Origin of the sequence: Polaribacter sp. Hel1_85, assembly GCF_000766795.1 — a bacterium.
Lineage (GTDB): Bacteria > Bacteroidota > Bacteroidia > Flavobacteriales > Flavobacteriaceae > Polaribacter.
Genome location: NZ_JPDS01000002.1, coordinates 779,624 through 794,525, shown reverse-complemented (window position 1 = coordinate 794,525; position 14,902 = coordinate 779,624). Strand labels below are relative to the sequence as shown.

The following is a 14,902-nucleotide window of genomic DNA, read 5'->3' as shown; positions in this document are numbered from 1 at the left end:
TTTAGATGTATTGATTGATAATGTTCTCAAAAAGTTCTTGTTTACCACTAGTTAATGGAAGTTCTCCATTTTCTTGGGCAATTTTATACAAGTCTTTTAATTCTAATTTACCGGCTTCAAAAGCGGCACCATTTCCAGAGTCAAAAGAACTGTATCTTTTTTCTCTTAAAGAATTGTAAGCAGAAGAAGTCATAATTTTATCAGCAGTAATTAAGGCTCTTGCAAACGTATCTGCTCCACCAATATGTGCTAAGAAAACATCTTCTAAATCTGTAGAATTTCTTCTGATTTTTGCATCAAAATTAACACCACCACCTTGTAAACCACCAGCTTCTAAAAAGACCAACATAGCTTCTGTAGTTTCTTGTATGTTGTTTGGAAATTGATCTGTATCCCATCCATTTTGATAATCTCCTCTATTTGCATCTATACTTCCTAACATTCCTGCTTTGGCAGCAACTGCTAACTCATGTTGCATTGTATGCTGAGCTAAAGTTGCATGATTTACCTCAATATTCATTTTAAAATCTTTGTCTAAACCATATTCTTTTAAGAACCCAATGGCTGTAGCAGAATCAAAATCGTATTGATGCTTCATTGGTTCCATAGGTTTTGGTTCTATAAAGAAAGTACCTTTAAAACCTTGTTCTCTTGCATAATCTTTTGCCATGGTTAAAAACTGCGCCATATGGTCTAATTCACGTCCCATATCTGTGTTTAATAAAGACATGTAACCTTCTCTTCCTCCCCAAAAAACATAATTCTCACCACCTAATTTAATTGTTGCGTCTAAAGCCAATTTTACTTGACCTCCAGCTCTTGCAACTACATTAAAATCAGGATTTGTAGAAGCTCCATTCATGTAACGTGGATTTGAAAAACAGTTTGCTGTTCCCCATAATAACTTTACACCTGTTTCTGCTTGTTTTCCTTTAATGTAATCTGTAATTGTATCTAATCTTTTTTCAGATTCTGCAAACGTTGCTCCTTCTTGAACTAAATCATAATCATGAAAACAGAAATAATCAAACCCCATTTTAGTAATGAATTCGAATGCTGCGTCTGCTTTATCTTTTGCTGCTTGAATTGGATCTGAAGCTTTATCCCATGCAAAACTTTGTGTTCCTGGTCCAAATGGATCACCACCTTGTCCACAGAATGTATGCCAGTATGCAATTGCAAATCTAAAATGCTCACGCATTGTTTTTCCTGCAACTACTTGGTCTGGATTATAGTATTTATAAGCCATTGGATTGTCTGACTCTTTTCCTTCAAATTGTATTTTGTTGATTCCTTTAAAATATTCTTTATTTACCATTATTAAATATTGTTTAATTGTTTAATTTTTCTGCTTTGCGTTAGGGATTGAAGCATCTGTTTGAGCTCTTTTTTACTTTTTTAAGTAAAAAAAGCGAGTGCGTAAAGCCCGACCTTTTTAGGTAACGTCCAAAAATTATTTATTTAAAATAAGTTCTAACTCTTTTTTCCAATTATTGTAAGCTTCTAAATAAAGCTTTTTGTCTTTAAATGGCATAAATGTCATTACGTGATCATTGTCCATAATTACTTTTCCGAAAGTTTCAAAATCGCCTTTGTGTAAATTTACTGCTCTTGCCGCACCAATGGCTCCGGTTGTATTGTAGATTTCGATTTCTTGCTCGATTAAAGTAGCCACTGTGTTTGCAAAAATTTCTGAACGGAATAAATTGTCATTTCCTGCTCTTATAACGCTTGGTGTAATTCCGTCTGATTTTAGAATTTCCATACCGTACACAAATGAGAAAGCGATGCCTTCTAAGGCTGCTCTACACATGTGACCTTTATGGTGATTATTTAGGTTCATGTTTACAATTCGAGTACCAATTTCTTTGTTATTTAACATACGTTCTGCTCCATTACCAAAAGGAATTAAGCAAACTCCATCTGAACCAACAGTAATTTCTGAGGCCAACTTGTTCATGTCTTCGTAAGAATTGACAGCTAAATTGTTTAGTAACCAACGATATTGAATACCTGCTCCATTAATATTTAAAAGTTTACCAATTCTTGGGATAGATTGTTTATAATTAACATGGGCAAAATTATTTACACGAGTACTTTCTTTTCCTGATAGATTATCTGTAACTGCATATACAACTCCAGATGTGCCACCTGTTGCAGCAACTTCTCCAGGGTTAAAAACGTTTAATGACAATGCATTATTGGGTTGGTCTCCTGCTCTGTAATAAATTGGGGTTCCGGCTGCTAATCCGCTTTCTTCCTCTCCTTTTTCATCAACTAAAGATTGAATACTAAAAGTATCTACAATATCTGGAACTAAATTTTTATCAAATCCGTAATGTTCTAGTAGAAAATCTGCAATTGTATCTTTTTTGAAATCCCAAAAAATTCCTTCTGATAATCCAGAAATAGTGGTGTTTATTTTGTTTGAAAATTTATAAGCAATATAATCTCCAGGTAGCATGAATTTGTAAACCTGACTATAAATATCTGGTTCATTTTCTTTTACCCATTTTAATTTTGATGCTGTAAAATTGGCTGGAGAATTTAATAAATGTGAAGCACATTTGTCATTTCCAATTTCATTAAATGCTTTATTTCCTGTTTCTACCGCTCTACTATCGCACCAAATGATACTTTTACGCAAAGGTTCTCCTTGTTTATCAACCAAAACCAAACCATGCATTTGGTACGAAATACCAATACCTTTAATTTGAGTTCTGCTAATTTTGTATTCTTTTTTTAGCTTTTTAATCGCATTACAAACATGCAACCACCAATTTTTTGGTTCTTGTTCTGCCCAACCATTTTTTTGAGCAAACATGCTCATTTCTTCTTTCGGTTCTTGAACAACTCCTAAACTTTTACCTGTTTCAACTTCTACTAAAGCTGTTTTTATTGATGAGCTTCCGATGTCTAATCCTAAATAGTAATTCATTATAACGATTCTATTAATGTTAATTTAGTAGTTACAAAATGTTTAAATGCTTCTAAAAAAATATTCCAAAATATTGAAACACATAATTTATAAAATAAAAAACTGATTAAAAAGTAAATAAATTAGTACTCATTAATCAGTTATATCTAATATTGTTAATTTTTTAAAAAAAATAATACTAATGGTTTTGTATTATTTTATAACCACAACTAATGGAGCATTAATTTTTTGAGAAAACTCATTAAGATATTTTTCCCAAGATTCTTTAGTTGGGAACTGTTTAGATTCTTTCCAACCATAACCAGAATAATATTCAACTTTGTTATTCGTTACTTTTAACTGGGCATACAAATTACTTCTATCTTGTAAAGGTGTTACATAATATTCTGACGCTACCATGTTTCCTTTAGTAGCAACTATTGCTGTTCCTAATTCAGAATCACCATGTGGTTCCCAATAAGATATCCATCCTTTATTTACCGATTCTGTAATTACTCCATCATTTTCATGCAATGTTAAGCCTGCAGAAATTACATCTGTTCCTTTAACTTCAATTTCATATTTTGTAAGATTACTTCCATAATCTAAAGAAATATTCTTTTTTTCAGAAATTACTTGTCCATTTGCAACCCAATCTGCGTAGTTTAAAACAAAACTTGTTCTAATTGGTCCTGTTGTAATTGTTTTCCAGTTAGTGTAGTTTTTAGAGATGTAATAATCTGCATCTTTTTTTACAGCTGTACTACCAACACCTCTACTTGAACCAACATGAAAATTATCAAGTCCTTCTGGACTCATTTCATGATAAGCACCTGGTCTAATATCGTTTTTAGCATACCACTTATTGATAATTGGATATTCAACTTTTTTTAACCAAGCATCAATTCCACTAGATAAAGTACCTCCTGGAACATCATTTTCAATCATTTCTTGAGCTTTAGGTCCAAAAGTTCTAAAAGCAACTCTATTGTTTTCCCATGCATAATCATCAGTACGTTCTGGAACAAAGCGTGAGTAACATAAATCTTCAGATTTTGTTTTTTTTGTTTCAGAAATTATAACTACTTCATATTTTTTTTCAGAAGTTGGTAATAACTGAGGTTGAAATAATAATTGATCCATATTTCCATCACCATCTATATCTACTAATTGAGTAATTAGTATTTCATTTGATTTAACATCTTTAATTGCTAAGTTGTTTAAGTCATTTACATTTAAAATTTCTTTTGTTAACTCTATCGTTTCAAAAGATCTTTCTATTGTTAATGAATTTTTCACAACAATATATTTACTCTTAGTTTCTTTTGAACAAGAGCTACAAATTAATATAGTTAAAGAGAAAAGAACGAATTTTATTGAACTCATAAATGTTTTATTTTATTGAATACTATAGTTGATAACAATACCAATTTTATATTATTTTAAATATCATTTTCGCCTTTTACATAACCAAAGTTTGCAATGATTCCACCATCAACGTTAAGTACATGTCCGTTTACAAAATTTGCTGCTTTTGATGCTAAAAATAATGAAGCATTTCCAACATCTTCTGGTTCACCCCAACGATTTGCAGGTGTACGAGTCATAACTAAATCATTAAATGGATGTCCATCTACTCTAATTGGAGCTGTTTGGTCTGTAGCGATATATCCTGGACCAATTCCATTAATTTGTATACCATATTTTGCCCACTCACAACACATATTAGCCGTTAATAATTTTAAACCACCTTTTGCTGCTGCATATGCTGATACATTTTGACGACCATACACACTCATCATAGAGCACATGTTAATAATTTTCCCTCCTCTACGTTCAATCATTCCTGGAGCAACACGTTTAGCAACAATTAATGGAGCAACTAAATCTACATTAAGTACTTTCTCAAATTCAGAAACTGGCATATCTAAAATAGGTACACGTATAATTATCCCTGCATTATTTACAAGAATATCAACAGGTCCAACTTCTGCTTCAATTTGACTAATTCCTTTATCTACACCTTCTTCACTACAAACATTAAAATTAATTGTATAAACATCTATACCATCTTTAGCATATTCAGCTTTACAAGATTCTAATTTTTCATCATTAATATCATTAATACATAATTTTGCTCCTGCTTTAGCTAGTGCTTTTCCACATGCCATTCCTATCCCATGAGTTCCTCCTGTTACTAAAGCAACTTTCCCTGATAAATCGAATAATTCGTTCATTATATTTATACTTTTTTTATCTTAATTCTGTAATTTTAGCTACATCCATGTCGTTATAATCCAAGTTTTCACCTGCCATTCCCCATATAAATGTGTAATTTGATGTTCCTGACCCAGAGTGAATTGACCATGGTGGAGAAATTACTGCTTCATGGTTATTCATCCAAATATGACGTGTTTCATTTGGTTCTCCCATAAAATGACAAACTGCTTGATCTTGAGGAATGTCTATGTAATAATAAATTTCCATTCTTCTATCATGAACGTGAGCTGGCATAGTATTCCAAACACTTCCTGTTTTTAACTCTGTCATCCCCATTTGTAATTGACAAGTAGTTACAATTCCACCTATAATCATCTGGTTTACAGTTCTATGATTTGCAGTTTCTAAACTACCTAATTCAATTTTATTTGCTTCTGCTTTTGTAACTTGTTTTGTTGGGTAAGCAGTATGTGCAGGTGCAGAATTCATATAGAATTTTGCAGGATTATTAGCATCATCACTTTTAAAAACAACCTCTTTTACACCTTTACCAAGATATAAGGCATCTTTGTGTAACATTTTATATTCTTGACCATCAGCAATAATAGTTCCTGTTCCTCCTGCATTGATAACACCAACTTCTCTTCTTTCTAAGAAGTATTCAGATTTTAAAGAATCTATAGTTTCTAAAGTTAAAGCTTCTAAAGTTGGTACTGCTCCACCAGCCATATATCTATCATAATGCGTATATACCCATTTAATACTTCCTGGTTGCATTAAATCTGGAACTAAAAATTCATCTCTTAATTCTTGTGTATCGTATTTTTTAACTGCTTGTGGACTTGAAGCGTATCTTGTTTCGAAAGTTGTTGCCATAATTTATATTTTAAATTTATTCTTTTGTTTTTATATTATATATTATTTACCTTTTTATAGGTTTTAAATTTTCATCTAATGGAACCATTTTAGGCATTAATAAATGCACTAAACCTAATATGATTAAATAACATGAACCAGCTATTAAGAAAGCCCAAAAGTACCCACTGTTCCCAGCCTGATCCAAAACAGAACCTAAAGCCATGTCTGCAAGAATACCTGCAACCGCTCCAATCATACCTCCAATACCTACAACAGAAGCTGTTGCTTTTTTAGGAAATACATCTGAAACTAGCGTAAAAATATTTGCTGACCAAGCTTGATGACCTGCTGCTGCAAGTCCTATTAAAAAGATTGCAAGCCATTTACTTTCTGTAACAGCTACAAAACTTACAGGTAATATTATTAAAGCACATATTAATAAAGTGATTTTTCTTGCCTTATTAATAGTCCATCCTTTTCTCATTAAGGCACCAGATAAATAACCTCCAAAAATACTTCCTCCATCAGCTAAAATATAGATTACAAAAAATGGTAATGCTATATTTTTAATATTTACATCGAATGTTGTTGATAAAAATTTAGCTCCCCAAAATAGGTAAAACCACCAAACAGCATCTGTAATTTTAGCTAAACCAAAAGCCCAAGTTTGACGTTTGTCTAATACACTTTTCCAAGGTAATTTTTCTTCACTTTCTACTTTAGAATCCTCTTGTATATAAGCTAATTCTTCCGCAGTTACTTTTGGATGAACTTCTGGCTTTTTATACATACGAAACCATAAAAACACCCATATAGCACTTAGGGCTCCTGTAATTAAAAATGGTATTTGCCAATTTTTTCCATTTTCATGAACAATCCATCCAACTACAAAAGGTGCAGCTATTGCACCAATACTTGTTGCTGCATTAAAAAGACCTGTAGCAAAAGCACGATCCTTTTTTGGAAACCATTCTGCTGTTGTCTTAATCGCAGCAGGAAAATTACCAGCTTCTCCAAAACCTAATCCAAATCTTGCTGCTGCAAAACCGATAATACTAAATCCAGGACGAACTAATGCATGTAACATCCCGAAAAAACTCCATATTGCAATTGAAAGCGTATACCCTTTTTTAGTACCTAATCTATCTATTAATCCTCCCATAGAAAGCATACCTAACGCATATGCTATTTTAAATGAAATCATAATATTTGCATAATCACTATTAGTCCATCCAAATAATTTTTCTAAGGTTGGAGCCATTACTCCAATAATACTTCTATCAAAATAGTTGATAGTAGTTGCAAACATTAGTAGGGCTAATATTCTGTATCGATAGTTTCCTATCTTTTTAGTTTCACTCATAATTAGTTTATTTATTAATTTTTTGAATCAAAATAGTATTAGAATATTTATAGAACAATTTTAAAACAATTACCAAAAACGAGATGTAAATTATTATTCAAATACTATAAACTATACTCCATTAAAGGCTTTAGAGGAATCGTATAGGTAATTTTGATTTTCTAATCATATTGTTTAAATATTGGGTGTGTTTTCTGAACATATTTTTCACCATCCATATATCCTTAATGATAATTTTAGAATCTTAACTTTTAAAATCATCTTAAAGAGATAACCTGTTTTTTTCCATCAACTAAATAAACGATTACTTCACTTTCTGATTTAAGAATCATATCAAGTTAATCGCAAAAAAATATTAAAAATTAAACGTTGAAATTTACCAGCATAAGTATCTAAAAAAATATGTACTGATTTGAATTTACATCTCATCAATAAAAAAACTCCTTTCAGTTTTGTTTGAAAGGAGTTCTAAATATTCTTAAAGAATATATTATTTTTATGGTGCAGTAGCCTTATAAATTGTAGCTAAACTTGGTGATGTAATTCTATAATCACTTTCGGCAGATAAAAAAGTTGCTTGTCCTTTCTTTAAAACTAAAGAAACATCTCCTTCAGAAACTTCAGCTTCTCCTTCAATAACTATTAATACTTGAGCTGTTTGTGCAACTGATTGATATTTATTTTCTGAATTAAGCAATATTTGACTCAATTCAAAATCTGGTGCAGGACTTTTATAAATACGTTCTATTCCATCATCTTGTAATTCGCCTAACATAATATTAGGATGTGTTTCTTCAAAAACAACATGTTTTAACAACTCTGGCACATCTACATGTTTAGGAGTTAAACCTCCTCTTAAAACGTTGTCTGAATTTGCCATTAGCTCCATATTCTGACCTTCTAAATATGCGTGAGGAATACCAGCGTCTTGAAAAACTGCTTCACCTTTATTAGCCATAACGATATTAAAAAAGTAAATAGAATAAATCCCTTTATCTAAGATTGTTGTGTCATTTGCAGAATCTACTGCTTTTGCAGCCCAATACCCTGGGTTTGTTCTATCTAATTCACCTGCTTTGTAAAGCGGTAATAATCTATTTACTAAAGGCTGTAGTATTTTATTACTTTCCTCTGTAGTTTGCTCCATTACTTGTTTGTAAAGGCCAAAATATCCTTTATCTTCAAAAACAGTTAAAAGATGATTGAATTCTGGAATCGTTTTTAAAACCTGAATTAACTTCTCTTTTGGTAAAAAACCATGCAACAACCAAAACTCACTTAGAGCTACCATTATTTCTGGTTTATGGTTATCATCTTTATAATTTCTATTCTTTGCTGTTAAAGGAATTCCTTGTTCATTTTCGAATTTAAATCCTTTTTCTGCTTCTATTTTAGAAGGATGAACTTGAATTGACAACATATCATTTACATCTAAAACCTTAAATAAAAAAGGTAATCGACCAAACTTATCGGCAATTTTAGTTCCTAATACTCTTGTAAGATTCAAGTGCAAATATTCATCTAAAGACTTATCTCCTTCTGGTGTTTTTAAAATAGATGGTGCATTTACATGAGCACCTAACCAATACTCTGCACATCGCTTTTCGCTTACTTCTAAACCTAACAATTCAGGAATATATTGAGTTCCACCCCAAGCATAATTTTGAACTTTTCCTTTTAAAAGTGACATCTTTTTTATCATTATTGAATCTTAAAATTATTTTAATATACTTTTTTTATACCTATTAGGTATTTTCTTAATTGATTTGATTACGATATTTTTATAATACACTTCCGCAGCTTCAGACTGAATTTGTATACGTCCTTTTTCTAAGGGAAGAAATTCCTTTTCTGAATTTTGGTAACGAGAATTAAATAAAGCCATCACTACTTTTCCATTCACAATATGAAGGCTAGTTCCTTCGTAACAAATTAATTCTAAAGTATTCCATTCTCCATGTGCATTTTCATTATCAAAACCTTTATCACAGTGTGCTGGACGTCCTTTTTCTATCTTAGAAAATTTATTTAGAGTAGCACCTCTTTTATAATCTAACCCTTTTTTATCATCTACTAAAGCAGAAGGAATATCAATCCCTACATTAGATAAACCATAATAATCTCCAACATCACCTTCTTGAACTTGCATTTCTTGAGAAGCCATCCAAACATTCCAAAACTTTCTATAAGGACCTGTACAGTGATATAAAATTCCACTATCTCTTGGTTTATCTATTCTTGGTTCCCATATTTTTTCTCCCCATTTAAACTCCATCTTTAAATGGTAATTTTTATATTCTTTTTTTGATGTTAATGCTCCATATATTTCCCCTGAAATATGTAATACCTGTTCTCCTTTAATAGTCTCAAAAGAAAAAACATTTTTAGGGTCATTATTTAAACCTAATGGAATGCCTTTTTTTCCATTACTTTTTGGATCTACATTATCTAAACCTGTTACAGAAGCGTGAGGAACTCCCATAAAAACATCCCAATTTTTATATGGATCTCCTTCTAAAAGGTTATTCCATTTTTTTGAAAGTTTATGATCTTCTTTTAAACCTGCTGCCCATTGAATACCACCTTCTAAGTGTTTGTAAAAGCGTTTATCATTAATTGCTTCTACTCTATGCCCCAACCCTGTATAAAAAACACGACCTCCATCATAATGATGATACCAACTTATAGGGTGGTTTATCCCCATTTTATCCCCTTCGTACGAAGATTCATCTAAAGTAGCTAAAACAGTTACATGTTTCCCTACAGGATCTACAAAATTATACCATTCATCAGTAAAATTTTCTATTTCATTAAAATCTTTAATTGCTGGATGATTACAAGATTTATGGATCATTAATTTTGCAGGTTGTATTTTTGGATGGCCCTTAAACTTAGCTCCAACCATCTCAGAATACCAATTCCATTTCATTTCTGTATCTGAAGCTGCATGAATACCAACATAGCCTTTTCCTTTAGCAAAATATTTTTGTAACGCTACTTGTTGATGATCATTTAAAACATCTCCTGTTGTATTTAAAAAAACAAGAACATCAAATTTCGATAAATTATCGATTGTAAAATCGTTAGAATCTTCAGAAAAAGAAACTTCCCAATTATTATTACCAGCCATTTTAGTTAGTAATTTAATTCCTGCTGGTATCGATTTATGACGATATCCTGCAGTTTTTGAAAAAACTAAAATATTAGTTTTTTTATATTGAGCATGTACATTTACGAACATGAAAATAACAACAATAAAAAGTGAAATTGATTTAAGTCTCATTTAAGTATATTTTATTTAAATAATCAAAAAGAAAGTATTTACTAAAATAGGTTGCTATTAAAACAAACAAATTATTGTAGAAAAAACAATCAATACAAAAAAACATCATCTAATAGTTTTTAAGCATAACTTACTATTCATTCCTTATAAATTATAAACCTCTTTTATAAAATTTATAGCAATTATTTAGTCCACACATTAAAATTCTTATAACTAGCAGAACGTGTAAACATATGTCTTAAGCCAATTCTACCCTCTGTAATTTGATCAAATCTCGACAAATCCCACGAATACCATTTTGTTTCATTATTGTCTTTTACAGATAAGTAAAGTTTATCACCAGACTTAATCCAAGTCATTTTATAAGTAACTCCTGTTTTAAATAATCCTGTTTTAAAGTAAGAAGGTGCAACCTCCATATCCTTAAAAGTAATATCTTCTGTTACTGGATACCTTCTAACTCTTAAATAATCATTCTTTGGATCTTCATTTACCATCGGAAAAGCAGCAAAACTAATATGAATCGTTTTCATATTATTATAGTATTTACTCATCGTTGGTACTTTTCTGAAGTCATTCCATTTACTAATGTCTTTATCAAAAATCCCTTTACCAATACCAGTTGCCTGAATAAATAAAATATTTACATTGACCACTGTAGAATCTGTACGAGTATAATCGTATTCTATTTTTACATCTCCTTCAAATGATTGCTTAGTCCAAAGAACAGAGTGGTGAGCATTATTTCTATTGATGGGTCCTGCAATTAAATCCATACCATACTTATTGTACTCTACCTTTGCAATTTCACCATCAAGAAACCAATTATTTTGCCAATTTTCTACACAAGGATCAGAAAATTTAAGTTTCCATTCAGTAGCTTTATTCTGCTTATTGAATTCAACCTGTACCTTTTGGGAACAGCTAAAACTCAATAACAATACTAGCATTGTTAAAACTTTAAAAAATAGTGGCTTCTTGATATAATTCATCTCAATCTAATTTAGAATTTTAAAATAGTTTCATTCTTCTTTTTGCAACTTTAACTACAGAACACTGATTAACAAACCCTTTCATCTATTAACCATTCAAAAGATTGAATTATTATTTTTTCGATTTAGCTCTTTCCCAGACAAAACTACCTTCTAACAAATAATTATATTCAGATTTTAAGCTCGCTTTCATTTTTTTGAAAACCTCTGGTTGTTTTAAAGATAAATCTTCAGATTCACCAACATCATCTTTAAGATTATATAAAACAAAATCTGTTAACTTAGCTTGTTTTATCAAATCTTCATTTCCCGCATGCATATTATGTATTTTAGGAAGTACAACACTATCATTTTCTAAACGACACATAATTTTATAATCTCCTTTTCTCATAGCTACAACACGCTCATTAAGTGCGTCATAAAAACTCCATAATAATGGTTTCGTTCTTTCAAATTTTCCATTTTCAAAAATTGAAGCAAATGATTCTCCATCTAATTTTACATTTGGTAATTCTGCACCTGTTAACTCACAAAAAGTTGGCATAAAATCTAAAGATGAAATAACAGCTTCTGATTTACCTTGAAAAGTCTTTTTCCCCATCCAATAAAAAATCCCTGGAACATGAATACCAGCTTCATTTGTCTACAATTTCATACCTTTTAATTCTCCTGGAGACCCATAAGATTTAGTTGCACGATAATATCTATTTAAAGTTTCTGGACCATTATCTGAACTAAACACAATTAATGTATTATCACCATAATTTTTCTTTAAATACGCTAACAATCTCCCAACTTCTTTATCCATATTTTCAACATTCGCAAAATACTCTGCTTGTTTCATATTTTTTGATAACGGAAGGTATTTTTGGACTAAGTCTTTTGGTGAAGCAATTGGTTCATGAGGTTCATGAAAGGTAACTTGAAGATAAAAAGGATTGTTTGACTCCTTTTTGTCTAACCAATTCATAGCTTCATCCACAACAATTTGACTACTAAACCCTTGAATCTCTCCTACTTTTTCACCATTTCTGATAAAATTTCTTGGGTTTTCATGACTTGGAACAGCATTATTATGTGTTGCAAACCAATGGTCAAAACCAAAATCACCTGGTTTAGGTTGTGCTTTACTATTAAACTTAGAATTACAATGTCATTTCCCAGACAAACAAGTTTCATAACCAACTGTTTTTAATCGTTGAGAAATCGTTTGTTAATTTTCTTGCATATGCACTAAATCTCTAAGATCATCACTTCTTTTAGGGCTAGGAATAAAATCATAAACTCCAGCTCTATTAGGGCTTCTCCCTGTCATAAGTCCTACTCTAGAAGGAGAACAAACAGGAGCAGCTGCATAAAAATTGGTTAAATGCAAACCTTTTTCTCCCATTGCATCCAAATTTGGCGTCTCAATTATTGGATGTCCAAAAGAAGAAAGATCTCCAAAGCCTAAATCATCACAAAGAATTACTACAATGTTTGGTTTTGTATTCTCTGTTTTTTCTTTACAAGAAAAAAGACTTGTTACAATAAGGAGTGTAAAAAAAAGTTGCTTAATTGTTTTCATTTTTAATTAAGTATAAATCATTTATAATTTAATTGTTTAATTAACATTACTGCCCAAGGACTTAACTCTTGGTCAATAATTAAGTTTCCTTTTTTATCAACTACCATTGTCCAAGTTTTTAAGTTAGAAGCTTCTTTTTTTAAGAACTTAATTTCTTCACGAGTTGGAGGTTCAGGTTTTCCTATAGATTCCCAAACATTATGAATATTTCCATGATCTTTATCTAAAACTTCAAATTCAAATACACTTCCAGGTTTTAAATCTTTTAATGTAAATTTTACTTGTTTAGAAGTTCCTTTTTCTCTTTTATTTGTTCCTGAAGGCACCGCATTTTCATATTCTTTTGGGTAATTATAAGCTAAGGCTACAATTTTATCATTCTTAGAATCTTTACTAACAAATAAGAAATCATCTTTATACAATTTTACATCGCCTAATTGATGTAACATTCTGTAAGCATGGTATGAAGGCTTCACCAAACCTTGATAATTTATCATTCCAAAACCTCCATGAAATATACTTGCTGCTCCTCCTTTTTCTTCAAAAATATCAGTAAAAGTCCAAAAAGCCAAAGAGTTGGTTAAACCAATACAATCTAAATTAGATTTTACTATATAAGCTGCTGCAGGCAAACGATCGTGCATTGCATCTCTACTACTAGGGCTAGTATTCCATTCTGTTAAGTGAATTTCAACATCAGGATAAGCACTCTTAGCAATCACTTTGTTTAACCATTGTAAATCTAATTTTAATGACTTTACAAAACGTGTTAATCCTTTTCCTTTTCCAGTTTCAGGATTAAAAGCATAATCAGTTGGATAAGGATGAGTACTAACGAAATCTACTGGAAGTTTTTCTTTAGCACAAAACTTTAAAAAATCTTCAATCCATACACCATGCCATTGCAAAGCATTAATATCTTTTGTATTAAAAACAGCTTCTGAAGCTTCATCATCAGTCACTTCACCATCAAAACGAGTGTCAGGTACAAAGTTACTTGTAGAAGGTCCTCCTACTTTTAATCTATTATCTACAGAACGAATTGCTAAAGCAGATTGTTTGTACAATTCAAAATACTGAGATTTTGTTCCATCCCAAAATAAAGGATATAGATTAGGTTCATTCCAAACTTCAAAATACCAAGTAAGTACTTCATCAATTCCATATCTATCTACACAATGTTGCGTAAAAGCTTTCACCAAATCGTGCCATTTTTCAAAAGAATCATCAGCAGGTGTAATATTTGCTTTCCACCAAAAAACTGTTTTAGAGTTTTTTGCTGCCATACTTGTTGGTAAAAATGCTAATTCAACAAATGGCTTTACTTTTAAGTCTAACATTCTATCAAATAAATCATCTATATATTGCCAGTTGTAAACTGTTTTTCCATTTTTAATTATTACAGGAAACATATCATCATGAAAGATTCCATGAAAACGTACATATTCAAAGCCGCAATTTTCTTGAACTTGCTCTAGTTGTTCTAACCAACCAGCACGTAAACCTTCATTTGCTCTACCTGCTCCCACCATTTTACTCCAATAATGATCAAACTTTTCGCCACTACCTGAAACATCAATTTTTATATTTTTCTGTGCATGACTTTGGAAACAACCAAAAATCACTACAATAAGTACTAATATTTGATGCTTAATGAACTCTTTTTTATATCTCATAATAATTGAATCTATTGTGTAATTTG

General features: G+C 31.0%; 11 protein-coding genes and 1 pseudogene. All 12 read right to left on the bottom strand.

Annotation, left to right across the window (positions count from 1 at the left end):
• Position 1 precedes the first annotated feature (1 nt).
• Positions 2 to 1,318, bottom strand: coding sequence for a xylose isomerase (xylA, locus tag PHEL85_RS10515; RefSeq protein WP_036824795.1), 1,317 nt, complete (start codon positions 1,316 to 1,318; stop codon positions 2 to 4).
• Between the two features lie 135 nt (positions 1,319 to 1,453).
• Positions 1,454 to 2,938 (bottom strand): xylulokinase, encoded by a 1,485-nt coding sequence (locus PHEL85_RS10510; protein ID WP_036824792.1) that lies wholly within the window; start codon positions 2,936 to 2,938, stop codon positions 1,454 to 1,456.
• A gap of 192 nt (positions 2,939 to 3,130) precedes the next feature.
• Complete coding sequence (locus PHEL85_RS10505; RefSeq protein WP_235318263.1) at positions 3,131 to 4,216, bottom strand: DUF4861 family protein; 1,086 nt, start codon at positions 4,214 to 4,216, stop codon at positions 3,131 to 3,133.
• 143 nt (positions 4,217 to 4,359) lie between these two features.
• Positions 4,360 to 5,154 (bottom strand): gluconate 5-dehydrogenase, encoded by a 795-nt coding sequence (locus PHEL85_RS10500; protein ID WP_036824787.1) that lies wholly within the window; start codon positions 5,152 to 5,154, stop codon positions 4,360 to 4,362.
• A 16-nt stretch (positions 5,155 to 5,170) separates the two neighbouring features.
• On the bottom strand, positions 5,171 to 6,013 hold the full coding sequence (gene kduI, locus PHEL85_RS10495; protein ID WP_036824785.1) for a 5-dehydro-4-deoxy-D-glucuronate isomerase: 843 nt from the start codon (positions 6,011 to 6,013) through the stop codon (positions 5,171 to 5,173).
• Positions 6,014 to 6,059: 46 nt separating this feature from the next.
• Positions 6,060 to 7,358: an MFS transporter gene (locus PHEL85_RS10490; protein WP_052108545.1), complete on the bottom strand. Its 1,299-nt coding sequence runs from the start codon at positions 7,356 to 7,358 to the stop codon at positions 6,060 to 6,062.
• A gap of 496 nt (positions 7,359 to 7,854) precedes the next feature.
• On the bottom strand, positions 7,855 to 9,048 hold the full coding sequence (manA, locus tag PHEL85_RS10485) for a mannose-6-phosphate isomerase, class I (protein ID WP_036824779.1): 1,194 nt from the start codon (positions 9,046 to 9,048) through the stop codon (positions 7,855 to 7,857).
• A gap of 27 nt (positions 9,049 to 9,075) precedes the next feature.
• Positions 9,076 to 10,641, bottom strand: coding sequence for a ThuA domain-containing protein (locus PHEL85_RS17895; protein WP_162179436.1), 1,566 nt, complete (start codon positions 10,639 to 10,641; stop codon positions 9,076 to 9,078).
• A gap of 182 nt (positions 10,642 to 10,823) precedes the next feature.
• Entirely contained in the window at positions 10,824 to 11,633 is an 810-nt protein-coding gene (locus PHEL85_RS10470; RefSeq protein WP_036824778.1) for a DUF1961 family protein, read from the bottom strand.
• Positions 11,634 to 11,745: 112 nt separating this feature from the next.
• Positions 11,746 to 12,234, bottom strand: coding sequence for a hypothetical protein (locus PHEL85_RS17975; RefSeq protein WP_200882348.1), 489 nt, complete (start codon positions 12,232 to 12,234; stop codon positions 11,746 to 11,748).
• A 42-nt stretch (positions 12,235 to 12,276) separates the two neighbouring features.
• Positions 12,277 to 13,200, bottom strand: a pseudogene (locus PHEL85_RS18145) (sulfatase-like hydrolase/transferase).
• Positions 13,201 to 13,217: 17 nt separating this feature from the next.
• On the bottom strand, positions 13,218 to 14,876 hold the full coding sequence (locus PHEL85_RS10460) for a GH39 family glycosyl hydrolase (RefSeq protein WP_052108544.1): 1,659 nt from the start codon (positions 14,874 to 14,876) through the stop codon (positions 13,218 to 13,220).
• Between the last annotated feature and the right edge of the window lie 26 nt (positions 14,877 to 14,902).